This window comes from Streptomyces sp. NPDC101160 (genome assembly GCF_044768205.1).
Classification (GTDB): domain Bacteria; phylum Actinomycetota; class Actinomycetes; order Streptomycetales; family Streptomycetaceae; genus Streptomyces.
On the sequence record NZ_JBIWPJ010000007.1, the window covers coordinates 493815 to 518053 of the forward strand.

The window sequence follows — 24239 nt, forward strand, 5'->3', positions numbered from 1 at the left end:
GGGGTCACGACGGCCCGTCACGACGCATCCGGCCCCCGGAGCCCCCTCACGGCTCCGGGGGCCGGCGCATTTCCTCTCCCACGGCGCTACCTGCCCCGGTCCTCCAGATAGCGCGTGTGGGTCTGCTGCCGGCGGGCCTCCGCGTCCTGGAGCGCCGAGGCGATCTGCGCCGCCTCCGTGTGCAGCGCGGTCAACTGACGCTCCAGATGCCGCTCCGGAGGCTCGGCCCCCGGTACCACCCGGGTCCACCACCGGCTCCGTACGAACGCGTCGACCGCCTCCGGGACGTCCTGGCGCACCGCCCGGGCCAGGACCCGCACCTGCTCCGGGTCGCTCACCCAGCCCGGTTCGAGCAGCGCCCCGATCAGCGTGTCCAGCTCGGTCAGCCGGCCGTGCGCGGCGGGCGGCAGCTCCACCTCGGCGAGATAGCCGCGCAGCGTGTCCAGGTCCGCGCGCAGCGCCTCGACCTGCTCGGCCGGCTCGGGGAAAGCCGGTGCCGGCGGGCGTTCGGGCGGGGCGATCAGCGCGCCCGCCCCGTACAGCCCGGCGACCACCACCGGCCACAGCGAGCCGGCGGCGCCGGTGGTCAGGGTGAGCGCCACCCCGGCCAGACCGCAGGCGCAGCCCGTGAGGTTCTTGCGGGACTCGACGTATCGGAGCACCGGATTACTGGTAGCCACGGATCTCCTCGAAGGCCCCGTCGAGCGAGCCCGTCGTCGCGTCGAACAGCTTCCCGCCGGTGAGCTGCGCGATGTGGTCGAGCGCCGCCTTGTCGGAGTCGCCGAACAGGATCGGGAAGACCGGGACGCGCCGCTGGGCCGGGGTGAGCGCCTTCGCGTGGAAGGCGTCGAAGGCGGACGCCGGATCGCCGTCGGTGTTCGCGCCGTCCGTCATCAGCACGATCGACGTGAACGTGTCGTCCGCGCGCGCGTCGTCGAGCCGCGCGTACGCCTGCTCCAGGCTGGAGTAGATCGCGGTGCCGCCGGAGGCGCTGAGCCGGGACGCGTCGCCGCGGATCGCGTCGAGCGCGGCCTTCGGCGCGCCCGGGTCGACGGTGTGGGTGGTGACCTCGCCGGTCTTCACCGCACTGCCGAACGGCATCAGCGTCACCTCCTCGCGGTCCCGGAAGTCGCCGGTGAGCTCGGCCAGGGCCGTCTTCAGCCGGTCGAGCCGCTCGCCCTCCATGGAGCCGGAGGTGTCGAGGACGTAGACCGTGCGGGAGGGCCGGCGCAGCGTGTTGTCGTACGAGTCGAGCAGCCCGTCCGCGACGGACCGGCTGCCGGGGAACGGCAGTTCGCGCCGCGGGTCGGTGGCGAGCCCGGCCGCCGGGGCCACGCCCGGCACCACCGGGCGGCGGAACGTGCGCTCGGTGATGAGGCGCTGGGCCGCGGGCGTGCGCAGGTGGGCCGCGAGCCGGCGGACCGCGTCCTTCGCCTCCGGGCGGGCGGCGGTCAGCGAGGTCAGCGGGTAGTCCGCCGTGACCACGCCGTCGGCCGGGCGGATCACGGTCAGGCCGCCGGGGACCGACTTCAGCACCGACTCGTAGTTGACGACCGCGTCGACGTCGGTGCGCCGGGCGTAGGCGGTGGCGAGCCAGCCGGAGGAGCCGGAGGTCAGCTTCTGTCCGGCGAAGAACTCCTTCAGCTTCGGCGTGGCCGCCTTCACGTCCTTGTCGGTGAGCGCGGACTGCGCGCCCGACAGGCCCGAGGCGACCGAGACGAGCGCGGAGAAGCCGGAGTTGGAGCGCAGCGGGTCCGTCATGCCGTAGCTGAGCTTCTTCGCGGCGACGGCCTGGTGGATCTGCGACCAGGTGACCTTCGCCGGGTCCCAGCCGAGCCGGGTCACGGCCGCGGGCCGGATGCCGAGGGCGACCGGCGAGGTCATGACCGGCGTCTCGCCGGTGATCCGGCGGGCGGAGGCCGGGTTCAGTCGCAGGTAGTCGTTGGACGACAGCCACACGGCGTCGAACTGCTTGTCGGCCTCACCGGACGCGATCCGCCTGGCGGCGTCGAGCGTGCCGGCGTAGGTGGGGCGGACGGTGACGCCGGTGGCCCTGCGGGCCTCCTCCAGGACGGGCGCCATGTCGGCGAGCTCGGAGGAGGCGAGGACGCGGAGGGTGCCGGGGCGGTACTCGCCGGAGTCGGCGGCGCCCTTGCCGTTGGCGTCGCTGTCGCCGTCGCCTTCGCCGGAGCAGCCGGTCACCGCGAGGGCGAGAGCCAGCGCGAGGGCGGCCAGGGTACGCGTACGGGATCTCGTACGGGTTCTCATCCGCGGCCCCCTTCGAGGATGCCGGCCGCGCCGGCGCCGGAACCGCCGGCCCGCGCCTGGGTGCGCTCCAGGTACGTGCTCGCGGTGCGCAGTTCGGTGGAGAGCGCGTCCACGGTCTGCGCCATCGACTCGGTCGCGCGGACCTTGTACGTGTCGATCGCGTCGAGCGTCGAATAGATCTGCTGGAAGGCGGTGCGCACGGTCTCCAGGCCCACCGCGGGCTCCGCCGCGAGCCGCTGGATGTCCCCGGTCTGGCCGGCGAGCGCGGCCGCGTTGCCCTGGATGAGCTGCTCGGTCGTCCCGCGCAGCGCGGTGACCTGCTCGACGACCTTCTTCTGGTGGTCGAGCGCGGAGGCCAGCATCACGGCGATCCGCAGCGCGGTCACCGTCGTCGTCGCGGCCCGGTCGACGCCCTTGATCAGCTCGTCGTTGTTGCGCCGGACCACGTCCATCGCCAGATAGCCCTGCGCGCACACGGCGAGCTGGGTCAGCAGGTCCTGGTGCTTCTGGCGCACCGGGAAGAGCACGTCGGCGCGCAGCGCGTCCGCCTGGACCGGGTCCGCGGTGCCGGCGAGCCGCTGCTCGACCGCCGCGTCGAGGGCCTCGGTGAGCACCGCGTACTCCTGGAGCCTGCCCATGGTCTCCCACAGCCGGGCCCGCTCGGTCTGCAACGCCGCGTTGTCGCGCCGCAGTTCGTCCTGGCCGCCCTTCAGGGCGTCGAGGATGCGGTTGACGGTGTCCTGCGAGGAGGCGTACCGGGCGATGTGGTCGCGCAGCCGGTTCCCGCCCGGCAGCTTCGACAGCAGGCTCCGCATCCCCTTGGCGGGCGTGTCGCGCGGGTCGAGGTCCTCGATGGTGCGCCGCAGTTCGACCAGCGAATCGCCGACCCGGGTCGTCGCGTCGCCGCCGGCCGAGCCGAGGGAGCGGACGGTGCGGTCCAGCATCCGGTTGGACTGCTGGGCGGCGGTGCGCATCTCGCCGGAGCCGAGCGCCGCGATCTCGCCGATGCGGCCGGTGAACTCCGGCGAGCGGGCGTCGAGTCCGGCGAGCGAGCCCACGTACTCGGCGGCCCGGCGCTCCATCTCCGTACGTGCCGAGTCGTCGATCGGGACGAGCGTGGCGGCCTGCTCGGCGCGGATCGGCGCGACCGGCTCCGGCGGGGTGAGGACGAGAGGTGTCTCGGTGGGCGGCTGGAGCGAAGGCGTCGTCATGCGGTGTCCCCCTGGTCGCGGGCCCGCAGCGCCATCCGGTGCAGCACCTGGGAGGTGGGCACGGGCGCCTGGCGGACTCCGGTGAGCGTCTGGTTGAGGTAGCCGGTGTGGCCGGCGGTGGCGGCGGTGAACTCGGCCGCCGCGCCCTGCGGGCGGAAGCCGTGCCGGACCGCGAGCTTGCGCAACTCCGGGTCGGTGGAGAGGAGTTCGCCGAGGGTGCGGCCGGCCTCGGTGAGCGGGACGAGGGTGTGGTCGCTGTTGACGGTGGTGTCGGGGTAGAGGACCACCAGGTCGCCCATCGGCTGCTTCGCCAGGAGCTGCGACGCGACCTGCGACTCGTACACCAGGACCAGCGGGTTCCCGACGCCGCTGACGAAGTCCCGGAACGGCGCGTCCGAGCTGGACTGCTGGGCGCCCTGCACCTGGATCAGCTTGCGCAGGAGCGGCGCCGTGCGGTCGACGGCGGCCTTGTCCCCGGCGACCCGGCCGCCGTCGGCGACATAGCTCGCGGCGGCGAGGTAGAGCGCGCCGGAGTTGGAGGCGACGGGGTCGGTGGAGGTGATGAAGAGCGTGCCCGTCAGCTCGGCGTGCCCGGCGGAGCCCTTGAGCTGCTGCCAGGTGCGGTCGGCGCGGGCGGCGGCCAGATAGGCGTCCATCCGCAGGGTGCCGGTGTGGCCGCCGGGGCCGAGCGTGGCGAGCCCGTTGTCCGCGAGGACCTGGGCGGCGGCGCTGTGCGCGACGACCACCAGCGGCGAGTAGAACGGCCGCAGCGGGGCGGTCGTCACCTTCTCCTTCGCCTTGATCTCGTCGGCCGGCGCCTTGGCGGACGGGAACGCGAAGTCGTAGCCCTTGAGGGGCAGTTGCTCCATGTCCCAGGACCCGGAGGTCTCCGTCCGCACGGTGAGGCCCCTGGCTGCCAGGGCCTTCACGACCTCGGGATCGGCGAAGAACTCGGCCTTCTCCGACCCGATGACTCCTCGCACGGTCTTCGTTGCCGTGCCGCTGTCGTCCTTGTCGCCGCCCACCACGAGGGCGGCGGCCACGCCGCCGAGGAGCAGGACGGCGAGGACGATTCCCAGAATGCGTCTCACGCGGGCAGCGTGCTCGCGGAAACCCACATTCCAGGGGGAGTTGGATGTACGAGGAGTGAAGCCGCGATCCCGGAAACGAACCGGACGGGACGCGTCCGGACGCCCCGGAGGTCGTGTGGGTGGCGCCCGGTCCGCGCGGCTTCGTGTACGCGCGGACCGGGGCCGATCAGGGGGCGGCGACCAGCGGGTCGCCGGACAGCGCCGCCGTGTGCGCGTCCATGCGCTCGGCGGCCAGGATCGCGGCGGCCGTGTCCGCCCGGGAGGCGGCGACGACCAGCGCCCGGCCCGCCAGTGCGTGCGCCTTGCGGTGCAGCGCCTCGGCGGGTGCGCCGCTCAGCCCCGCGTGCCGCGCCGGGGGCGCGCCGCGCAGCCTGGCGACCTGCCGGGCGATGAGTTCGCCGGCCTCGGTGTCGCCGAGCTCGTCGGTGACGGCGAGCAGGGCGGCGAGGTGGCCGGCGAGCTGGATGTCCAGCTCCTCCCCGCGCGAGCGGTGCGGGTAGGCGCTGCGGTTCTGGTCGTCGTCGGCCATCCGGTGGACCGACTTGGTGCGGATCGGTTCGTACATGGGGACGGCCTCCTGCAGTAGCTCTGGAGGCATCCTAGCTTGGATTCAATCTAAAGTTGAGCCGAGTCCGGAAAGGGCGGGTCAAGAAACCGGGCCGGGAACCGCCGAGCGGGTGCGTCAGTGCTGGCTGTAGCCGTCCAGGAAGCGGCCGATCCGCGTCACGGCCTCCGCCAGGTCCGTGGTGTTCGGCAGGGTCACGATCCGGAAGTGGTCCGGCTCGTGCCAGTTGAAGCCCGTCCCGTGCACCACCATGATCTTCTCGGCCCGCAGCAGGTCCAGGACCATCTGCCGGTCGTCCTTGATCTTGTAGACGGCCGGGTCGAGCCGCGGGAACAGGTACAGCGCGCCCTTCGGCTTCACGCACGTCACGCCCGGGATCTGCGTGAGCAGCTCGTACGCCACGTCCCGCTGCTCCAGGAGCCGCCCGCCCGGCAGCACCAGGTCCTCGATCGACTGGCGCCCCTGGAGGGCCGCGGCCACCGCGTGCTGGGCCGGCATGTTGGCGCACAGGCGCATGTTGGCCAGGATCGTCAGACCCTCGATGTACGAGGAGGCGTGCGCCTTCGGGCCGCAGACCGCGAGCCAGCCGGAGCGGAAGCCGGCCACCCGGTAGTTCTTGCTCATCCCGTTGAACGTGAGGACGAGGAGGTCCGGGGCGATGGCGGCGGTCGGGGTGTGCGTGGTGCCGTCGTAGAGGATCTTGTCGTAGATCTCGTCCGAGCAGACCACCAGATTGTGCCGACGGGCGATCTCGGTCAGGCCCCGCAGCATCTCGTCGTCGTAGACGGCGCCGGTCGGGTTGTTCGGGTTGATGATCACGATCGCCTTGGTGCGGTCGGTGATCTTGCGCTCGATGTCGGCCAGGTCCGGCATCCAGTCCGCCTGCTCGTCGCAGCGGTAGTGCACGGCCGTCCCGCCCGCGAGCGACACCGACGCCGTCCAGAGCGGATAGTCCGGGGCCGGGACCAGCACCTCGTCGCCGTCGTCGAGCAGCGCCTGCATCGACATCTGGATCAGCTCGGAGACGCCGTTGCCGAGGTAGATGTCCTCGACCGAGAGCGGGATGCCCTTGGTCTCGTAGTGGCTCATGACCGCGCGCCGCGCGGACAGCAGGCCCTTCGCGTCCCCGTAACCGTGCGCCTCGGCGAGGTTGCGCAGCACGTCCTCGAGGATGGCCGGCGGACACTCGAAGCCGAAGGCGGCCGGGTTTCCGGTGTTGAGCTTGAGGATGCGATGACCCGCGGCCTCAAGCCGCATCGCCTCTTCGAGCACCGGGCCCCGGATTTCGTAACAGACGTTGGCGAGCTTCGTGGACTGGATCACCTGCATGACGAGAGCTTACGGCGGGGTGCGGCGGCGCGCTCCGTGTTTTGGGCCACGTCACACCGGGGAGGGGCCGACCGGGGTGGGTGACGTGCTCCCTACAATCACGCCTCGTGAGCCAGTTCGAGACGGAGGGCGCCGAGCCCCCGAGACGCACGCGCCGCCGCCATGCCCCGAAGCGCCGGGGCCCCGGCCCGCTCTGGATGATCGGAAGCGCGGCGATCGTCGTCATCGGCGTCCTCGCCGCCGTCACCTCCCTCGACTCCGGTCCGGTGCGGCGCCCCGGCCCCGCCGTGGACGGCGGACAGCCCGGCATGCCGGCGCTGATCCAGCAGGACCACGGGGACGGGGGCGAAGGATCCGGACAGGACGATGGCCAGGGCGACGCGGCCGGAGCGGTGATCTCCCCGTCCGCCACGGCCACCGCCACCCCGTCCGGCACGGCGACCGCGTCGCCGTCCGCCCCGGCCACGGCGAAGGGCGGCACGACCGCCTCGCCGTCCGCGCCGGCGCCGAGCAGCACCACGGGCCGCCCCGGCCGGTCCGGCTCCGCGCCCGGCAACAAGAAGAAGCAGCGGTAGGGGCCCCGCGGAGGCAGCGGGTAGGTTTTTCCCTCATGTGGGTTTTCAGCACCGCCGGCTGCCGGTGGCTCGGCGCGGCCGGTTCGCTCGCCGTCACCGTCGGCGGCTGGGCCGCCGGGACGCTGCCGGTCCGCGGCGGGTGGGGCCTGTGGCAGCCGCGCGCCTCGGGCGTCGAGACGGCCGGTGCGGTGCTCGCGTACCTCGGGCTGACGCTGCTGCTCCTCGCGTGGTGGCAGTACGGGCGGCAGCTCACCGCCGGAGCCGGCGGCCGCCCGCTGCTCACCCTCGGCTGGTGGGCCGGGCCGCTGGTGCTCGCCCCGCCGCTCTACAGCGCCGACGTCTACAGCTACATCGCCCAGGGCGCGATGGTCCTCGAAGGCCACGACGTCTACGGCTCCGGGCCCTCCGTCCTCGCCCCCGGCGAACTCGGCCACGACGCCGCGGCGAGCGTCGGCGGCCACTGGACCGACACCCCCGCGCCGTACGGCCCGGTCTTCCTCGTCCTCGCCCAGGCCGTCGTCAAGCTCACCGGCGGCCAGATCCTGCCCGCCGTCCTCGGCTTCCGGCTCCTCGCCCTCGCCGCCCTCGCCCTGATCGTGTGGGCGGTACGGGGCCTGGGCGGCGGCCCCGGCGCACTGTGGCTCGCCGCGCTGAACCCCCTTCTCCTCATCCACGTCGTGGGCGGACTCCACAACGACGGCCTGATGATCGCCCTCGTGCTGTGCGGGGTGCTGCTCGCCGTGCGCGGGCGATGGGTGACCGGCAGCGCGGTCCTCGGCCTCGCGATGATGGTCAAGTCGCCGGCGGCGGTCGCGCTGCTGTTCGTGGGTGTGCTCGTCGCGCGCCGCCGGGGCGTCCTGGCGGGGCTCGTGCTGCCCGGGGCGGTGGCCGGGGCGGTCGCTGCCGGCGCGACGGTGCTGGCCGGCACCGGCTTCGGCTGGCTCCGCACCCAGAGCGTCGCCGCCACCATCCACACGGCGCTCTCCGTCACCAGTGACGTCGGGCTGGGGCTCGGGCTGCTCGTCGGCGACGACCCGGAGCCGGTCAAGGGCACGGTGCAGAAGCTCGGCCTGCTCGTGGCCGTCGCGATCATCGGCGTGCCGGCCTGGCGGGTCTGGAAGGGCCGGCTCGACGTGGTCCTCGGACTGGGCGTCTCGCTGCTCGTGCTGGTCGCGCTCTCGCCGATGGTCCAGCCGTGGTACGTGCTGTGGGGCGTGTGCGCGGTGGCGGCGGTGGCATGGGACACCCGGCTCGGGCAGTTCCTCGCGGTCCTGTGCGCGGCCCTGACGTACGAGACGGCGCCGTCGGGGCACACGCCCGCGTACGGATTCGCGCTCGCGGGCGTGGCGCTGGCGCTGGGGCTGGTGTGGATGCGCCGGGAGCGGTGGGAGGCCGGGGCGGGCGCCCCGCTCACCCCCGGACGGGCGGACGCCGGACCGACCGTCCCGCCAACACGTCGGTCCGCCGCCCGTCCTCGATCACGAACCGGCCGTTGACCAGCACATGCGGGATGCCCACCGGCAGCGCCCGCGGCCTCTCGTACGTCGCTCCCGACGCGACCGTCGCCGGGTCGAAGAGGACGAGGTCGGCCACGTAGCCCTCCTTCACCAGGCCGCGGTCCGGGAGGCGGAGACGGGCGGCCGGGCGTGAGGTGAGGTGCGCGACGCACTCCTCCAGAGTGAGGACGCCCTCCTCGCGGACGTAGCGGCCGAGGTACTCGGGGAAGGTGCCGTACGCGCGGGGGTGCGGCTTCGCGCCGTGGAGGATGCCGTCGGAGCCGGCCGTGTGGACGCGGTGGCGCATGATCGCGCGGACGTTCGTCTCGTGGCCGACGTGCTGGAGGATCGCCGTGCCGAGGCGGTCGGCGAGCAGCAGCCGGCGGGCTGTCGCCCAGTCGGGCAGGCGCAGGCCGACGAAGTGCGACAGCGCGGGGTCGGACACGCCCGAGACCTCGATCGTGGCCCACTCCACCGGCACCCCGTGGCAGCCGTCCGACCCGGTCACCTCCAGATCGTGCCGGATCCGCTCCGCCGTCGCCTCGTCCCGCAGCCGCGCGAGCAGCGCCTCCGGCCCGCCCTCGTGCGCCCAGCTCGGCAGCACGGCCGCCAGTGTCGTACAGCCGGGGGTGTACGGGTACGAGTCGAGGCTGATGTCCGCGCCGCCCGCAAGCGCCGCGTCGAGCAGGGCGAGCAGCTCCGGCGCCCGCCCCTCGTTCACGGCGAAGTTCATCGTGGCGTGGGCGAGGTGCAGGGCGCAGCCCGCCTCCGCCGCGAGCCGCACCATCTCCTCGTACGCCCGGAGCGCGCCCGCCCCGTAGGAGCGGTGGTGCGGGCAGTAGTAGCCGCCGTACCGCGCCACGACCCGGCACAGCTCGGTGAGCTCGGCGTCGGGCGCGTACATGCCGGGGGTGTAGGTGAGGCCGGAGGACATGCCGACCGCGCCCTGCTCCAGGCCCTCGGCGACCAGCCGCCGCATGCGGTCCAGCTCGGCGTCGGTCGCGGGCCGGTCCTCCCAGCCCACCGCGTACATCCGTACGGTGCCCTGCGGGACGAGGTACGCGGCGTTCACCGCGATGCCCCGGCCTCCGTGCGCCCGGTCGAGACGGTCCAGGTACTCGCCGACCGTCCGCCAGTCGAAGTCGACGCTCGTGTCGCCCGGACCGCCGCCGTTCCAGCCGGCGATCGTCCGGCGGACCTCGTCGAGTGTGCGGTCGTCCACCGGTGCGTACGACAGGCCGTCCTGACCGAGGACTTCCAGCGTCACGCCCTGCGCGGCCTTCGCGCTGTGGTCCGGGTCGCGGAGCAGCGCGAGGTCGCTGTGGGCGTGCATGTCGACGAAGCCGGGGGACAGGACGAGCCCCTCGGCGTCGACGACGCGCCGGGCGGTGGGGCGCAGACAGCCGGCCGCCGCGCCCTCCTTGACGATCGCGGCGATCCGCCCGCCGGCGATCGCGACGTCGGCGCGGTAGGAGTCCGCGCCGCTGCCGTCGACGACCTCGGCGTCCTGGAAGACGAGATCCACCGGGACTCCCGGGACTAGAAGAACGTACGGACGTAGTCGACGACCGTGCCGTCCGCCTCCACCAGCGGGATCAGCTGCCACTTGTCGAACGACGTGCACGGGTGGGACAGACCCATCCCCACCCAGTCGCCGACCTCCACGTCCGCGCCCGGCTCCGTGTGCAGCCACGCGTGCTGGTCGGAGAGCGCGGTGACCGTGACGCCCTCGGCCGGCCGGATCTCGCCGGTGCGCCCGTCACGCACCACCTGCGCCTCGGGCAGGTGCAGGTCGTGGGCGGCGTCGCGCTTGCCCGCGTTGGTGAACGCCTGCTCGGCGTTGGGCCGGGACAGGACCTGGGACCACAGCCGGAACGCCGGGTGGAGCGCGCCCTCCTCGGGCACCCGGTTGAACGGCGTCCGCTCCCGGTACTGGCCGTCGTCGTGGGAGACGTACGCGCCCGAGCGCAGCAGCTTCAGGACCGGCCGGGAGAGCTCCGGGATCTCTGCGAAGACGTCGGCCACCGTGTCGAACCACTCGCTGCCGCCCGCGCTCACCACGATCTCCGGCAGGTCGGGCGCGAACCGGCCCGCCTTGTCGAACGCGACCGCGAGCCCGACCAGCCGGTCCAGCCACTCCCGTACGAGCGCGGGGTCGGCCTTCGGCATCGTCGCCTCGTACCCCGCCACGCCCACCAGGCGGAGCCGGTCCGTCGCCGCCACGGCGTCGGCGACGGCCTCGCACTCGGCCTCGGTCCGCACGCCCGTGCGCCCGGCCTCGGCGGCGCCCAGCTCGACCACGACGTCCACGGCGCGCCGCGCGCCGGCCGCGCGCAGGGCCTCGTCCATCAGCTCGACGCCGCGGACGGAGTCGACGTAACAGACGAGGTGGAAGCCGGGGTCGGCGTCGAGTTCGGCGGCGAGCCAGCGCAGCGCGACCGGGTCGACGACCTCGTTCGCGAGGAAGATCCGGGCGACGCCGTGCGCGCGGTAGACGCGGACCTGGTGCGGGACGGCGGCGGTGATGCCCCAGGCGCCGTGCTCGATCTGACGGTCGAAGAGCTGCGGGGCCATGGAGGTCTTGCCGTGCGGCGCGAAGGCGAGACCGTGGCGCTCGGCGTACGTCTCCAGGAGGCGGAGGTTGTGCTCGACGGACTCGGCGGAGAGGGCGAGGACCGGGGTGGTGAAGCCACCGGTGAAGAGGTTGCGGCGCTGGGCGGCCAGCTCGCCGACGGTCAGACCCTCGGCGTCGGGCGGCAGGGCCTTGAAACGGTGGTCGACGACCTCGTTCGCCAGGTCGGGCATGGACTCCGATGTGAGCTCCGGCATGGGGCGTCCTCCTCGTCGAGGGTGGATGGGTGTCGCCTGACGATTCTCGCCGCTCAACCTTCGCCGGGTAGCACCGGTCGATGCGCGGTATCGGCCTCGTCGGCAGGGTCCAAGGAGCGGCCAAGGCCGTGATCGGCGCGCAGGCCGCCAAGCTGCGCTGGTTCCGGTTTGTCGGGGCCGCTTCGCGGTCGGGGCTGGTATCGCGCGTGAGTGCGTGGATCGAATGCCGGACGGGAAGTGATCGCCGTGGACCCCCGCAACACCTCCCGAACCTGCCCCGTATGCGGGCACGTCTCAGCGGAGAACCGGACCACCCAGGAGAAGTTCCACTGTCAGTCCTGCGGCCACAGCGCGCACGCGGATACGGTGGGCGCTCTGAACGTTCTACGGGCCGGGCTGGTCCGTCGCGAAGCCCAACCGGCATAGCGAGAAGCCCCCTCATCCATGAGGGGGAGGAGTCACCAACTGCGTCGCCGCGCCGGTCCGCGGCCCCGACGGCCGGGTCGTCGCCGCGATGTCGGTGTCGGCGCCCAACGTGGTCGTCACGGCCGAGGAACTCCTCGCCCTGCTGCCGCAGGTGCGGCGCACGGCCGAAGACATCAGCGACGACTACTCCGGTACCACCCCTCCGAAGGACACCCCGAAGGACACCCCGAAGGACAGCGCATGACCGAGAAGACCGCCCTCACGCCCGCCACCCACACCACCCCGCCCGCGAGGTTCTCCCACGGCGTGCGGAAGGGCAACATCCTCCAGGTGGCCGGCCAGGTCGGTTTCCTGCCCGCCGTCGAAGGCCGCGCCCCGACCCCGGCCGGCCCGACCCTGCGCGAGCAGACGCTCCAGACGTTCGCCAACATCAAGGCGATCCTGGAGGAGGGCGGGGCCGGCTGGGACGACGTCATGATGATGCGCGTCTACCTCACCGACGTGGACCACTTCGCCGAGATGAACGAGATCTACAACCAGTACTTCGAGGAGCAGGGCCTGAAGGCCCCCGCCGCGGCCCGTACCACCGTGTACGTCGGCCTGCCGGCCGGCCTGCTCGTCGAGATCGACGCGATGGCCGTACTCGACTGACACGCTCACAGGAACGTCGGTCATACTTTCGCCGTGGAGCAGCAGCGCACAGGACCCAGCATGCAGGCGGTGCAAGGCGCCGCGACGGACCCGGCGTTCGTCCCGGGCATCACGGGCGTCGCGGGCCTTCAGCCCGCGTCGCCGGAGGAACCGGCGGACGCCGAGCCTCAGGACGCGGTCCCGGCGGATGCCGTGCCGGACGCCGTCGAGCAGGACACGGCCCCCGACGGGCCCGTCTTCGAGGCCGCCGACCGGCGGGCCCGGATCGTCGCCGACGCGACCGGCGTACGGCTCAGCCTCGACGAGGAGAGCTGCGAGTTCCGCTGGGACGAGATCGGTGCGGTCGAGACGGCGACCGGCCGCTTCGGCAAGCGGTTCACGGTGGTCGTGCACACGCCCAACCGGCGCTGGTACACGGCCGACGTCGACGCGACGTCCAAGGACCGCGTCAAGGAGTGGGAGTCACTCCTCGACGCGGTCCTGGACGCGTACTTCGACGAGAACGCCGAGAGCACCGAGAGCGCCGGGCGCGTCTAGCAGTACTGCGCGGCCTTGCCGATGGACCGGTACATGCAGTCCGCGTTCTCCAGGAGTTGCAGCACCGCGTCCTTGTTGCGGCTCGTCTCCCGCTCGATCACCTCGTCGGGCGGGTAGAAGCCGCCGTCGAAGGACGAGGTCGGGTACATCTCGAAGGTGTAGGCGAAGATCTTCTGGGTGCCCCAGAGGTAGTCGTCGATCGAGCCGTCGGTGATGTAGAGGTCGCTGGACTGCTCGGGCGTGTAGCCGTTGCTGGCGGCCATCTTGTTGCCGATCGCGGCGAAGGCGTCGCGGTCGTCCTGGGTCATGCCGGTCGTGGTGTCGGCGGTGGTCCAGCCGAAGGGCCAGAGGACGAGTTCGCTGTAGGTGTGGAAGTCGATGGCGGCCGTGATCTGCTGCTTTCCGCCGACGACTCGGGAGCGGACGAAGTCGGAGACGACCTTCACCTCGGGGGCGGACTCGGGCGCGGAGCCGCGGTAGGTCTCGGAGCTCTTGGAGCCGGAGGAGCCGCCGCAGCAGCCCCACTTGAAGTCCCAGTTGCGGTTGAGGTCCGTGCCGACGTAGGAGGAGCCGGAGTTGGGCTGCCGGTTCTTGCGCCAGCTGCGGTAGGAGCCGGAGGCGATGTCGTACTCGCCGCCGTCCGGGTTGAGGTCCGGCACGATCCAGATCTCGCGGCTGTTGACGAGGCTGGTGATGCGCGGGTCGGTGCCGTAGCCGGCGCCGAGTTCGCGCAGCAGGTAGAGCGCCATCTCGACGGTGAGGTGCTCGCGGGCGTGCTGGTGGTGGGTGAAGAGGACCTCGGGCTCGTTCTCGTCGGTGCCGACGTTGTCGCTGATCTTGATGGCGATGATGTCGCGGCCCTGGTACGACTTGCCGATGACCCGCTTGTTCATGATGGACGGGTACGCGGCGAGCCGCTGGTCGATCTCCGCGTTCATCTCCGCGTAGTTGTGGTACTTCGCGTCCGCGGACGGGAAGTCGAGCGGGCCGAGCGCCGACTTGGCGCTCTTGCCGCGGTCGGGCGGCGCGGGCAGGGCGGTCGGCTGGTAGCCGAGGCTCTTGAGGTGGGCGAGCTGCTGGGCGTTGGCGCTGACGACGACCGAGCGGGCGTCGACCTGGTCGATGGAGACGCCGGTGGCGGTCAGGTCGGAACGCTCGGCGACGGTGGCGGGTCCGGCGATCTCGTACTGCCGGATCACCTCCTCGCCGCCGGTGGCGCTGACGGCGGTGCGGGCGTGGCTGGTGGCGGCGGTCGTGACGGGCACCGCGAGCGCGAGTGCCATGAGGGCCGCGAGGACGGCCGGCTTTCCGCGGGTACGAAGTCGCATGCTGTCTCCTGGGTGGGGAGTGTGGGGGAGTGCGACGAGCAGACGGACCTGCGTGACGGGTCGTGCGGTGCTGACATGGTCGAGGCGTGGCATGAACCGGTCAAGACAGGGAGTTCGGCCACATTGTCGCGTTCCCCGGCCCGGAAACGGCGCAGCGCCGCCCGGGGAGCGGCGGCGCCGCGTACGTGATCCCCCGAAGGAGGGAGCGGCTACGGCAGGCCGTGCACGGCCGGGCCCACCGCGTTCGACCAGGCGTTTGCGGCCGTGGCGTCCCAGTTGGTCGACCAGGTCATCGCACCCCGGATGTTCGGGTACGTCTGCGACGGCTTGAACGTGCCGCAGCCCGTGCCCTTCGCCAGGCAGTCGAGGGCGTTCTTCACGATCTGCGGGTCGACGTAGCCGCTGCCCGCACCGCGCGTCGACGCGGGCACGCCGAGGCCGACCTGGGAGGCGTCGAGACCGCCCTGGAGCTGGATGCAGGCGAGCGCGGTGAGGAAGTCCACCGAGCCCTGGCTGTAGACCCTGCCGTCGCAGCCGAGCATCGAACCGCTGTTGTAGTACTGCATGTTGACCACCGTGAGGATGTCCTTCACGGCGAGCGCCGTCTTGAAGTACTCGGTCCCGGTGGACTGCATGTCGATGGTCTGCGGCGCCATCGTCAGGACCAGCGACGGGCCGGCCTTGGCGGACAGCTGGCGCAGCGCCTTCGTCAGGTACGTGGAGTTGACGCCGTTCTCCAGGTCGATGTCGACGCCGTTGAAGCCGTACTCCTGCATCAGCGCGTACGCGCTGTCGGCGAAGGCGGTCGCGGAGGCGTCGCTGTTGACGGCGACGTTGCCCTTCTCACCGCCGACCGAGAGGATCACCGACTTGCCGGCCGCCTTCTTGGCGGCGATGTCGGCCTTGAAGTCGGCGGTGGAGGCGTAGCCGACGGCCGGGTCGAGGGTGAAGGCGAGCTTGCCGGGCGTGCTGGTGGCGTCCGCGAAGGAGACGGCGATGATGTCGTACTGCGACTGCACGTCCCGCAGCTTCTGCACGGTGGCGCCGTTGTCGAAGTTCTGCCAGTAGCCGGTCAGCGCGTGCTTGGGCACGGCCGGCCCGGGGCCCGGGTTGGTCACGTCGGACGTCCTCGCCGTGACCGCCGCCGACTTCGCGGACTCGCCGGCGGCGTTGGTCGCCGAGACCTGGAACTGGTACGAGGTGCTCGCGGCGAGCCCCGTGACGGTGGCGGAGGTGCCGCTCACGGTCGCCGCGAGGGCGCCGTCCTTGTAGACCTTGTAGCCGGTGGCGTTCGAGACCGCACCCCAGTTGAGAGAGACGGAGGAGGACGTCACGGAGCCGGCGGCGAGGCCCGCCGGGGCGGCGGGGACCGCGGGCGCCGGGTCGGTGCCGCCGCCTCCGTCGGGGCCGAAGACGCTCACGTCGTCGACGGAGTAGGCGGCCGTGCCGTACCAGCCGTGCGTGTAGACCTGCACGGACGTGGTGCTCGCGCCGGTCGTGAAGGTGGTCGTCAGCTGCTTCCAGCCCGCGCTGTCCGGCGTCCAGGTGGAGACGTCGGTGGTGCCGGTGCCGCTCGCGCCGAGGTACGCGTAACCGCCCTGCACCCAGGCGCTCAGCGTGTACGTGGAGCCCGGCTTCACGGCGACGGTCTGGGTGCACTGGGCGTTGTCCATGCCGGCCGGGGTGGCCCGCAGGGCGCCCGTACCGCTGTGCACGGGCGAGGAGACGACGGTGCCGCTGCCGGCCGAACAGGACCAGTTGGCGAGGCCGTTCTCGAAGCCCGCGTTCCTGGCGACGTTGACGTCCGCGGCCTGGGCGGTGCCGGCGCCGCCGGCGAGGACGAGCCCGGCGCTGACGGCGAGCGTCAGGGCGGCTCGGGTGGTGCGGTCCACGCATGCCTCCGAGGGGGAGTGGGGGGGAGGGGGATGAGGGGAGGTGCGGGAACAAGTTGGTCCAGACCAATTGGGTTGTCAAGACCTCTGGCGAGAAGGGCAGTTCAGAGCCGCCCGCTTCGGTCGAGAAAGTGACGGAGCTTGAAGGATTGTGTGTTCACCACTCCAGTGGCCTGGATAAAGTGCAGAGGCGGTAACGCTGCGAGTGCAGTTAGTGATCATTGAGGGATCGGGGGAGCCCGACGTGCCGACAGCGATTGCGGTCACCAGCGCCGACCTGGTGCTGCCGCCGACCGATCCGCAGACACCCCCCGCCGCCGTCCTGCCCGGCCCCGACACCCGGCCGCTCGACGCCGCCCTCGCCGACGTCCGCCAACTGCTCGACCTCCACGGCCATCTGATCGTCGTCTGCCCCACCGCCGCGCCGCCCGCGACCGCCGGACGCCTGCACGCCGTACGGTCGCTGCTCGAATCCGACCGGATCGCGATCGTGCGGACCGAACTGCCGCCGCTCGGCGCCGCCGTCCTCGTACGCCAGCTCCGCCAGCTCTCCGCCTGCGACTTCAGCCCCGGAGTCCTCGCCTCCGCCGCCCGGCTGCTCACCCACTACGTGTACGCGGGCGCCGTCCTCGGCTCGGTCGCCAAGCTCGACCACGTGCCCGTCGGACTCGGCTCCCACCTCAAGGGCTGGCTGCCCGGCGCCCACTTCGCCGTCCTCGCGGGGCCCACGCCCCAGCTCGTACGCATCGGCGCCGGGACCGCCCCGGCCGGACCCGACGGGCGCGGGGGCCCCGACGGGCTCGCCGGGCCCGACTTCGCCACCGACCTCGTCCTCGCCCGCGGCCAGCTCCAGACCGACTGGCCCACCGCCGCGCTCGCCCCCGGCTGGCAGGTCCGCGCCGTCCAGGAGGCCGCGCTGCCCGAGTCCTCGCCCCGCTGGTGGGGCACCGGACGGCTCGTCGAGTTCACCGCGTACCTGCCGGACCTGCCCGTCCTGCACCAACTCGTCTCCTCCGTGCGGCGCGAGACCTGCCACTGGTGCCGGATGGAGCTCATCGGCGACCGCTGCGGCTTCTGCGCCGCGCCGCTGCCCGCCACCGCCGAGGCCACCACGGCCAGATGACCCCTGTCCGACGCGTCACCCGTCCACGATCGAGGTAGTACGGCCATGAACTCCCGCCAGCGCCGTGGCGTCATCCTGCTGCTGCTCTCCGTCCTGTGCGCCCTCGGCGCCTTCGCCGGCGTGCTCTCGGTGATCAGCGACGTCAACTCCAAGGTCGGGCCCGAGGTGGCCGCGTACCGCGTCAAGGACGACATCGCGCCGTACACCCCGCTCGGCCCCGGCAGCTTCGAGCGGATCTCCATGCCGAAGCGCTGGCTTCCGGCCACCGCGGTCACGAACCTGCGCGAGACCGAGGGCATGATCGCGGTCACCACCCTGAAAGCCGGCTCCCTCCTCCAGAGCGACATGATCGTCAAGCGGCCCGCGCTCGAACCCGGCCAGCAGGAGATCGCCATCATGATCGACGCGGCCACGGGCGTCGCCGGCAAGATCACGCCCGGGGCGAGCGTCAACATCTACGCCACCTTCGCCGGCGAACGCGGCGGCCGCCCCGCCGAGTCCAAGCTGATCGTCGCCGGCGCCCACGTCCTCGCCATCGGCAAGCTGACCCCGATCGAGAACCAGGACGACCGCGGCGGCCGCGCCACCGAGGCCGTCCCGATCACCTTCGCGCTCTCCACCGCCGACACCCAGCGCGTCGCCTACGCCGAGTCCTTCGCCGAGCACGTCCGCCTCGCCCTCGTCGCCCCCGGCCCCGCCGGCGGCACCCCGCCGGACCCGCGCGACCGCACGTACACGCTCGACAAGGACAAGTGACAGGAACACGTGGCCAGGACCAGTGAGGACAGGCAAGGACAAGTGAGGCACCCGGTATGACCACCAGGATCCTGCCGGCCGTCGGCGACCCGGACGCGGCCCGCGCCGTCACCACCCTCATCGGGCAGCTCCCCGACGCCGAACCCGCCGGCCCCGTCACCGACTCCACCCAGCTCGTCGACACCCTCGCCCGGCTCGCCGCCGGGTCGGTCGACGACCTCCCGGAGGTCGTCCTCGTCCACGAGCGCATCGGGCCCGTCCCCGCGCTCGAACTCATCCGCGAGGTCGCCCTCCGCTTCCCCGCCGTCGGCGTCGTCCTCATCACCGCCGACGCCAGCCCCGTCCTCTTCTCCGCCGCCATGGACTCCGGCGCCCGCGGCCTCGTCACCCTCCCGCTCGGGTACGAGGAACTCGCCAGCCGCGTCCAGGCCGCCGCCCAGTGGTCCGCCGGCGTCCGCCGCCACCTCGGCGCCGCCGCCGACACCCCCACCGGCCCCGGTGGCACCGTCGTCACCGTCAGCGGCGCCAAGGGCGGCGTCGGCACCACCGTCACCGCCGTCCACCTCGCCCTCGCCGCCCGCGCCTCCGGCCGCGCCGTCGCCCTCGTCGACATGGACCTCCAGGGCGGCGACATCGCCTCGTACCTCGACGTCCAGTTCCGCCGCTCGCTCGCCGACCTCGCCGCCATCAGCGACATCTCGCCACGGGTTCTGCAGGACGCCGTCTACGTCCACGAGACCGGCCTCTCCCTGCTCCTCGCCCCGGGCGAGGGCGAACGCGGCGAGGAGGTCACCGACCGCTCCGCCCGCCAGATCGTCAGCGCCCTGCGCGGCCGCTACGAGGTCGTCGTCATCGACTGCGGCACCCACCTGGACGCGGCCGGCGCGGCGGCCGTCGAGATGGCGGACGCGGCGCTCCTGGTCACCACGCCGGACGTGGTCGCGGTACGGGCCGCCAAGCGGGCCGTACGCATGTGGGACCGGCTCCAGGTCCGCAAGCCCGAGGAGACCACGGTCCTCGTCAACCGCCACACCCGCGGCACCGAGATCCAGCCCGCCCTCATCCAGAAGATCACCGGCACGCGCATCGCGGGCGTCGCCGTCCCGGCCCAGTTCAAGGAACTGGCGGCGGTCGTGGACGCGGGCCGGCTGCACGACCTCGACGCCCGCTCGACGATCAAGCAGGCGCTGTGGGCGCTGGCGGGCGAACTGGGGCTGGTCAAGGCGGGGGAGCAGCAGAGCAGGGAGCTGGTACGGGCTCCGGAGCGCGGCGCGCTGGGGCTGCGACGGCGCGGGACCGGGCGCTGACCATGGGGCCGATCAGACGGGACGACAGGGGACAGGTGGCGGTCGAGTTCGTCGGCATGCTGCCGCTGATCCTGCTCACGCTCGTCCTGCTGTGGCAGTGCGTCCTGATCGGCTACACGTACACGCTGGCGGGGAACGCGGCGGACGAGGCGGCGCGGGCGGAGGCGGTCGGCGACGACTGCGAGGCCGCGGCGACACGGCACCTGGACGGGGCGTGGAAGTCGGGGGCGAGCGTGACGTGCGGTTCGTCGGGCGGCATGGTCCACGTGACGGTCACGCTGCGGGTGCCCGTGCTGTTCCCGGGGGCGGTGAGCTTCCCCTTCGACGTACGCGGAGAGGCCGGCGCCGTACGCGAGGAGGCGGAGGACCGATGAAGCGTCGTGACCGTGGCCAGGTCGCCGTCGAGTACCTGGGCTTCCTGCCCATCCTGCTGCTGATCGGCCTCGCCGGCGTCCAGCTCGGCATCGTCGCGTACGCGGCCCAGCAGGCGGGCACGGGGGCGCGGGCGGCGGCGCGGGCGGCGAGCGTGGACGACCCGGAGTCCGTCCCGGATCCGGAGGCGGCGGGGCGGGCGGCCATGAGCGGGTGGGTCGCGGGCCACAGCGACGTCCACGTGGACGGCGGGGTCGCGACCGTCACCGTACGGAGCATCCCGTCCCTCATCCCCTTCCTGACCATCGGCGACGTGACCAGGACCGCCACCATGCCCGTCCCCGAGGAGGACCGCCGATGAGCCTGCGGGCCCGTATCCACACCCCCGAGGAGAACCGGGCGGGCGGCGCCGGACGCGAGGACGGCCACCTCGTCGCGTCGTTCCGCGCCAAGCTCCTGGAGGAGATCGACCTCACCGAGATGTCCGCGCTCGCCGCCGCCGAGCGCCGGGCCCGGCTGGAGCGCGTCCTCGGTCACATCATCAGCCGCGAGGGCCCCGTGCTCTCCACGGCCGAGCGGGCCCAGCTGATCCGCCGCGTCGTGGACGAGGCGCTCGGCCTCGGCGTGCTCGAACCGCTCCTCGAAGACACGTCGATCACCGAGATCATGGTGAACGGCCCCGACCAGATCTACGTCGAGCGGGCGGGCCGGGTGGAGCTGCTGCCGCTGCGGTTCGCGTCGCACGAGCAGCTGATGCAGACGATCGAGCGGATCGTGTCGACCGTCAACCGCCGCGTGGACGAGTCGAATCCGATGGTCGACGCCCGGCTGCCCTCCGGCGAGCGCGTCAACGTCATCATCCCGCCGCTCTCGCTCACCGGCGCCACGCTCACCATCCGCCGCTTCCCGCGCTCGTACACCCTGCACGAGATGATCGGGCTCGGGTCGATGGACGAGCAGATGCTGTTCCTGCTGTCCGGGCTCGTGCAGGCGAAGTTCAACATCATCGTCTCCGGCGCCACCGGCACCGGGAAGACGACACTGCTCAACGCCCTGTCCGGGCTCATCCCGGACGGCGAGCGGATCATCACCATCGAGGACTCCGCCGAACTCCAGCTCCAGCAGTCCCACGTCATCCGCCTGGAGGCCCGGCCGCCCAACATCGAGGGCCGCGGGCAGGTCTCCATCCGCGACCTCGTGCGCAACTCGCTGCGCATGCGCCCCGACCGCATCGTCGTCGGCGAGGTGCGCGGCGGCGAGACGCTCGACATGCTCCAGGCGATGTCCACCGGCCACGACGGCTCGCTCGCCACCGTCCACGCCAACTCCGCCGAGGACGCCCTCATGCGGCTCCAGACCCTCGCGTCCATGTCCGAGGTCAAGGTGCCGTTCGAGGCGCTGCGGGACCAGATCAACAGCGCCGTCGACGTCCTCGTGCAGCTCACCCGCCACCCCGACGGCACGCGCCGGGTCACCGAGATCGCGATCCTCGCCTCCAGCGGCCGCGAGCGCTATCTCCTCGCCACCGTCTGCCGCTTCGACGCCCAGCCGCTCGCCGCCGACGGGCGGGTGTACGGCGCGTTCTCCCACCATCCGCTGCCGCGCCGGGTCGCCGAGCGGCTGTACATGGCGGGCCAGCCCATTCCGCAGGCGTTCGGCGTGGCGGCGACCGACGAACAGCTCGCCACGCGGGAAGCGAAGTAGGGGGAGACCTGTCGTGCACCTGAACCCGACGTGGCTGACCGCCGGAGTGGCGCTGGTCTGCTGCGTCCTCGCCGTGGTCGGCATCCAGCTGTACGCGAGCGGGGCCGCCCAGCGCTCGGCGCTGATCGCCCGGCTCAGCCAGACCGCGGGCGAGGGCGCCGACGGTACGGGGGCGGGCGGCCGGCGCAGGCGCCGGTTCCGCGGCGTCGACCGGCGGGTGCGGCGAACCACCCTCGGGCGCAAGCTGGAACTCCGTATCTCCGCCACGGGACTGGAGATCACGCCGGGCGAGTTCGTGGTCTACATGGCGGTCACCGTCGCCGTCCTGTGGATCGCCGGGCAGGCGCTGCTCTCCCCGTTCTTCGGGCCGATCTGCGGCTTCCTGGGCGTGTGGGTCGCCATGGGCTTCCTCAACTGGCAGCGGCAGAAGCGCATCGAGAAGTTCATCAACCAGCTCCCCGAGCTCTCCCGCATCCTCGCCAACGCCACCCAGGCCGGCCTCGCCCTGCGCATGGCGCTCTCGCTCGCCGCCGACGAGATGGAGTCCCCGGCCGGTGACGAACTGGCCAAGGTCTCGCAGCAGCTGGCCGTCGGCACGTCGATCGACGACGCCCTCGGCGAGCTGGCCGAGCGCCTCCCGTCCCGCGAGCTCGTCGTCCTCGTCACCACCCTGGTCCTCGCCAACCGGGCCGGCGGCACCGTGGTCTCCTCGCTGCGCAACCTCACCGAGACGCTGGAGGAACGGAAGGAGACCCGGCGCGAGGTCCGTACGCAGCTGTCGCAGGTGAGCCTGACGGCGTACGCGGTCCCGGTCATCGGCGTCGGCTCGCTGCTGCTCATCGACAACATGCAGCCGGGCGCGCTCGACCGGATGACCGGGTCGGGACTCGGACAGCTCGCGGTGGTGCTGGCCTTCGGGCTCTACGCGGTGGGCTTCGTGATCATCCGCCGCCTCGCGAAGATCGACGTGTGAGGGGCGTGACGACCGTGGAACTCCTGTGGGCCCTGCTGGCGGGCGTGTCCGTGGCGGGCATCTGCTACGGCATCCGCCTCTACCGCGCCGACGCCAAACTCCCCTCCGACCTCCAGCTCGCCCTGGAGGTCGGCGCCACCCGCACCGGCGCCGTCTACTCCGCCGTCGACCGCCTCGGCATGCGATGGTCGCCGGCCGTGCTGCGGCTGATGGGCCCGAAGCGGGTCAACTCGGTCCGCCGCCGCATCGACCTCGCCGGCAACCCCGGCGGCCTGACGATCGACCGGTACGGAGCCAGGCGCGCCGTCTACGGCTTCCTGGGCGGCCTGGGCGGCCTCCTCATGCTGGGCCGGGGGTCGTATCTGGTGGCGGTGGTGCTCTTCGCCTTCGGCGCCTTCTGGACCGAGGTCGGCATCTGGTCGGCCGTCCGCATCCGCAAGGACCAGATCGAACGCACGCTTCCCGACTTCCTCGACGTCCTCGCCGTCGTCGTCTCCGCCGGCCTCGGCTTCCGCCAGGCGCTGGAACGCGTCGCCGACAAGTACGAGGGCCCCTGGGCCGACGAACTCCGCATCACCCTGCGCCAGATGGACATGGGCGTCAGCCGCCGCGAGGCCTTCGACGAGCTGCGCCGCCGCAACGACTCCGAACAGGTCGCCCAGTTCGTCACCGCGCTGCAGCAGGGCGAGGAACTGGGCGCCCCGATCGTCGACACGCTCATCCAGATCGCCAACGACATGCGCCGCACGGACGCCCAGAACGCGCGGCGCAAGGCCGCGAAGGCGGTACCCAAGGCCACGATGGTGATCACGACGCTGATGGTCCCGGCGACGATGATCCTGCTGGGGGCGGGGCTCTTCCTCGGCACCGGCACCGACTTCGGCTCGATCACGGGCGAATGAGATGCGGACGCGGATGCTGAAGGTCCTGGTGGTGGGCGCCAACCCGGTGGTACGAGCGGGCCTGACGGTGCTGTTGGGCGCCTGCCCGGACATCGAGCTGGTCACCGAACCGGCCGCCTCGGACGTGATCGTCGTCGACGCGGACCGGGAAGCGGTCGCGGAGCTGTCGGCCCACGCCCCGGTGCTGTTGCTGACGCACGAGCCGGTGGAGGCGCGGGCGGGGGCGGGGGCTGTGGCTCGGCTGGTCCACGGCCGGTTCGACGTGGCGGAACTCGTCCGGGTCGTGCGTGCGACTGCACATGCTGGCGCGCGGCCAACTCTCGCGAATATACTGCACTTCAGAAATCCGGCTTCGCGAGTGCAACGAATTGAGCGATTCGGTCTGAGTGCGAGGGAGGTGGAGGTCATGGACCTGATCGCGTCCGGTCTGACCAACCAGCAGATCGCCACCGCCTGCTCCATCAGCGAGAAGACCGTCAAGAACCACATCAACCGCATCTTCGCCAAACTCCACAGCACCACCCGCGGCGAAGCCATCGCCTCCTGGCTCGGCACGAGGACGGCGTCGTGACGCCGCCCGAGGCGACTACCGAGCGTGATTGGGCCTACGGACCCTGTGAACACCGGCCCCACCCGGCGTACCCTGCCCGAGTCGCCGGACTCGGAGGGGAACACGATGAACGAGGCGCTGCTGAAGGCTCTGACCAAGGCCAAGGTACGGATGGGGAGTTGGGGCGCCGAGAGGCGCGACGGGGACCGCGGGCAGACGGCGGTGGAGTACCTGGGGATCATCGTGGTGGTGGTGGCGATCGTGGTCGCGATCTCCGGGACGAGCATCGGGCAGAGCATCAGGGATGCGATCTCGAGCAAGATCACCAGCCTGACCGGCGGGAAGTAGGCAAAC

The 24239-nt window shown here is 72.4% G+C and carries 24 protein-coding genes and 2 pseudogenes; 16 read left to right on the forward strand and 10 right to left on the reverse strand.

The window, feature by feature from the left end:
- Positions 1 to 86 precede the first annotated feature (86 nt).
- From ACIRSU_RS24995 to ACIRSU_RS25020, 6 genes are all read right to left on the reverse strand, one after another.
- A complete protein-coding gene (locus ACIRSU_RS24995; protein ID WP_403796056.1) occupies positions 87 to 680 on the reverse strand; it encodes a hypothetical protein in 594 nt (197 codons plus the stop codon).
- Positions 667 to 2268, reverse strand: a complete 1602-nt coding sequence (locus ACIRSU_RS25000) for a substrate-binding domain-containing protein (RefSeq protein WP_403796059.1) — start codon at positions 2266 to 2268, stop codon at positions 667 to 669. The genes ACIRSU_RS24995 and ACIRSU_RS25000 overlap by 14 nt, the downstream gene beginning before the upstream one ends.
- Complete coding sequence (locus ACIRSU_RS25005) at positions 2265 to 3479, reverse strand: toxic anion resistance protein (RefSeq protein WP_403796061.1); 1215 nt, start codon at positions 3477 to 3479, stop codon at positions 2265 to 2267. Before ACIRSU_RS25005 ends, ACIRSU_RS25000 begins: the two co-directional genes overlap by 4 nt.
- The gene (locus ACIRSU_RS25010) at positions 3476 to 4597 is read right to left on the reverse strand and encodes a hypothetical protein (RefSeq protein ID WP_403796064.1); all 1122 of its coding nucleotides are present in this window, start codon (positions 4595 to 4597) and stop codon (positions 3476 to 3478) included. The genes ACIRSU_RS25005 and ACIRSU_RS25010 overlap by 4 nt, the downstream gene beginning before the upstream one ends.
- 139 nt (positions 4598 to 4736) lie before the next feature.
- The gene (locus ACIRSU_RS25015; RefSeq protein ID WP_403796067.1) at positions 4737 to 5135 is read right to left on the reverse strand and encodes a hypothetical protein; all 399 of its coding nucleotides are present in this window, start codon (positions 5133 to 5135) and stop codon (positions 4737 to 4739) included.
- Positions 5136 to 5252: 117 nt separating this feature from the next.
- Entirely contained in the window at positions 5253 to 6464 is a 1212-nt protein-coding gene (locus ACIRSU_RS25020; protein ID WP_403796070.1) for a pyridoxal phosphate-dependent aminotransferase, read from the reverse strand.
- A gap of 107 nt (positions 6465 to 6571) precedes the next feature.
- Here ACIRSU_RS25020 and ACIRSU_RS25025 point away from each other — a divergent pair, with 107 nt between their 5' ends.
- The gene (locus tag ACIRSU_RS25025) at positions 6572 to 7039 is read left to right on the forward strand and encodes a hypothetical protein (protein ID WP_403796073.1); all 468 of its coding nucleotides are present in this window, start codon (positions 6572 to 6574) and stop codon (positions 7037 to 7039) included.
- A 35-nt stretch (positions 7040 to 7074) separates the two neighbouring features.
- The gene (gene mptB, locus ACIRSU_RS25030; protein WP_403796076.1) at positions 7075 to 8535 is read left to right on the forward strand and encodes a polyprenol phosphomannose-dependent alpha 1,6 mannosyltransferase MptB; all 1461 of its coding nucleotides are present in this window, start codon (positions 7075 to 7077) and stop codon (positions 8533 to 8535) included.
- On the opposite strand, the gene ACIRSU_RS25035 is transcribed toward mptB, so the two are convergent.
- The gene (locus tag ACIRSU_RS25035; protein ID WP_403796079.1) at positions 8450 to 10060 is read right to left on the reverse strand and encodes an amidohydrolase family protein; all 1611 of its coding nucleotides are present in this window, start codon (positions 10058 to 10060) and stop codon (positions 8450 to 8452) included. The two genes, mptB and ACIRSU_RS25035, sit on opposite strands and share 86 nt — an antisense overlap.
- 14 nt (positions 10061 to 10074) lie before the next feature.
- Complete coding sequence (locus ACIRSU_RS25040; RefSeq protein ID WP_403796504.1) at positions 10075 to 11340, reverse strand: alanine racemase; 1266 nt, start codon at positions 11338 to 11340, stop codon at positions 10075 to 10077.
- A 237-nt stretch (positions 11341 to 11577) separates the two neighbouring features.
- Between ACIRSU_RS25040 and ACIRSU_RS25045 the strand changes: the two are divergent.
- From ACIRSU_RS25045 to ACIRSU_RS25060, 4 genes and pseudogenes are all read left to right on the forward strand, one after another.
- Positions 11578 to 11790 (forward strand): annotated as a pseudogene (locus ACIRSU_RS25045) (zinc ribbon domain-containing protein); the annotation flags it as partial.
- A 37-nt stretch (positions 11791 to 11827) separates the two neighbouring features.
- A pseudogene (locus ACIRSU_RS25050) lies at positions 11828 to 12034 on the forward strand (IclR family transcriptional regulator C-terminal domain-containing protein); the annotation flags it as partial.
- Positions 12031 to 12441 carry a RidA family protein gene (locus ACIRSU_RS25055; protein ID WP_403796082.1) on the forward strand — a complete coding sequence of 137 codons (411 nt, stop codon included), beginning with the start codon at positions 12031 to 12033 and terminating at the stop codon, positions 12439 to 12441. The pseudogene ACIRSU_RS25050 and the gene ACIRSU_RS25055, both read left to right, overlap by 4 nt.
- 60 nt (positions 12442 to 12501) lie before the next feature.
- A complete protein-coding gene (locus ACIRSU_RS25060) occupies positions 12502 to 12978 on the forward strand; it encodes a hypothetical protein (protein WP_403796085.1) in 477 nt (158 codons plus the stop codon).
- On the opposite strand, the gene ACIRSU_RS25065 is transcribed toward ACIRSU_RS25060, so the two are convergent.
- Together ACIRSU_RS25065 and ACIRSU_RS25070 are read right to left on the reverse strand one after the other, a co-directional pair.
- Positions 12975 to 14306, reverse strand: a complete 1332-nt coding sequence (locus ACIRSU_RS25065) for a M14 family metallopeptidase (protein ID WP_403796088.1) — start codon at positions 14304 to 14306, stop codon at positions 12975 to 12977. The two genes, ACIRSU_RS25060 and ACIRSU_RS25065, sit on opposite strands and share 4 nt — an antisense overlap.
- Positions 14307 to 14515: 209 nt before the next feature.
- Positions 14516 to 16198, reverse strand: coding sequence for a chitinase (locus tag ACIRSU_RS25070; protein WP_403796091.1), 1683 nt, complete (start codon positions 16196 to 16198; stop codon positions 14516 to 14518).
- Positions 16199 to 16442: 244 nt separating this feature from the next.
- Here ACIRSU_RS25070 and ACIRSU_RS25075 point away from each other — a divergent pair, with 244 nt between their 5' ends.
- From ACIRSU_RS25075 to ACIRSU_RS25120, 10 genes are all read left to right on the forward strand, one after another.
- Positions 16443 to 17321, forward strand: coding sequence for a hypothetical protein (locus tag ACIRSU_RS25075; protein ID WP_403796094.1), 879 nt, complete (start codon positions 16443 to 16445; stop codon positions 17319 to 17321).
- Positions 17322 to 17366: 45 nt separating this feature from the next.
- Positions 17367 to 18077 (forward strand): Flp pilus assembly protein CpaB, encoded by a 711-nt coding sequence (cpaB, locus tag ACIRSU_RS25080; RefSeq protein WP_403796097.1) that lies wholly within the window; start codon positions 17367 to 17369, stop codon positions 18075 to 18077.
- 56 nt (positions 18078 to 18133) lie between these two features.
- Positions 18134 to 19384: a CpaE family protein gene (locus ACIRSU_RS25085; protein WP_403796099.1), complete on the forward strand. Its 1251-nt coding sequence runs from the start codon at positions 18134 to 18136 to the stop codon at positions 19382 to 19384.
- A 2-nt stretch (positions 19385 to 19386) separates the two neighbouring features.
- Positions 19387 to 19758, forward strand: a complete 372-nt coding sequence (locus tag ACIRSU_RS25090; RefSeq protein WP_403796102.1) for a TadE/TadG family type IV pilus assembly protein — start codon at positions 19387 to 19389, stop codon at positions 19756 to 19758.
- Positions 19755 to 20117, forward strand: coding sequence for a TadE family protein (locus ACIRSU_RS25095; protein WP_403796104.1), 363 nt, complete (start codon positions 19755 to 19757; stop codon positions 20115 to 20117). The genes ACIRSU_RS25090 and ACIRSU_RS25095 overlap by 4 nt, the downstream gene beginning before the upstream one ends.
- Positions 20114 to 21460, forward strand: coding sequence for a CpaF family protein (locus ACIRSU_RS25100; protein ID WP_403796107.1), 1347 nt, complete (start codon positions 20114 to 20116; stop codon positions 21458 to 21460). Before ACIRSU_RS25095 ends, ACIRSU_RS25100 begins: the two co-directional genes overlap by 4 nt.
- Positions 21461 to 21473: 13 nt before the next feature.
- On the forward strand, positions 21474 to 22433 hold the full coding sequence (locus ACIRSU_RS25105; protein ID WP_403796110.1) for a type II secretion system F family protein: 960 nt from the start codon (positions 21474 to 21476) through the stop codon (positions 22431 to 22433).
- Between the two features lie 14 nt (positions 22434 to 22447).
- Positions 22448 to 23335, forward strand: a complete 888-nt coding sequence (locus ACIRSU_RS25110; protein WP_403796507.1) for a DUF5936 domain-containing protein — start codon at positions 22448 to 22450, stop codon at positions 23333 to 23335.
- 13 nt (positions 23336 to 23348) lie between these two features.
- On the forward strand, positions 23349 to 23906 hold the full coding sequence (locus ACIRSU_RS25115) for a response regulator transcription factor (protein ID WP_403796113.1): 558 nt from the start codon (positions 23349 to 23351) through the stop codon (positions 23904 to 23906).
- Positions 23907 to 24011: 105 nt separating this feature from the next.
- Positions 24012 to 24233 (forward strand): Flp family type IVb pilin, encoded by a 222-nt coding sequence (locus ACIRSU_RS25120; RefSeq protein ID WP_403796116.1) that lies wholly within the window; start codon positions 24012 to 24014, stop codon positions 24231 to 24233.
- The last annotated feature ends 6 nt before the right edge of the window (positions 24234 to 24239 follow it).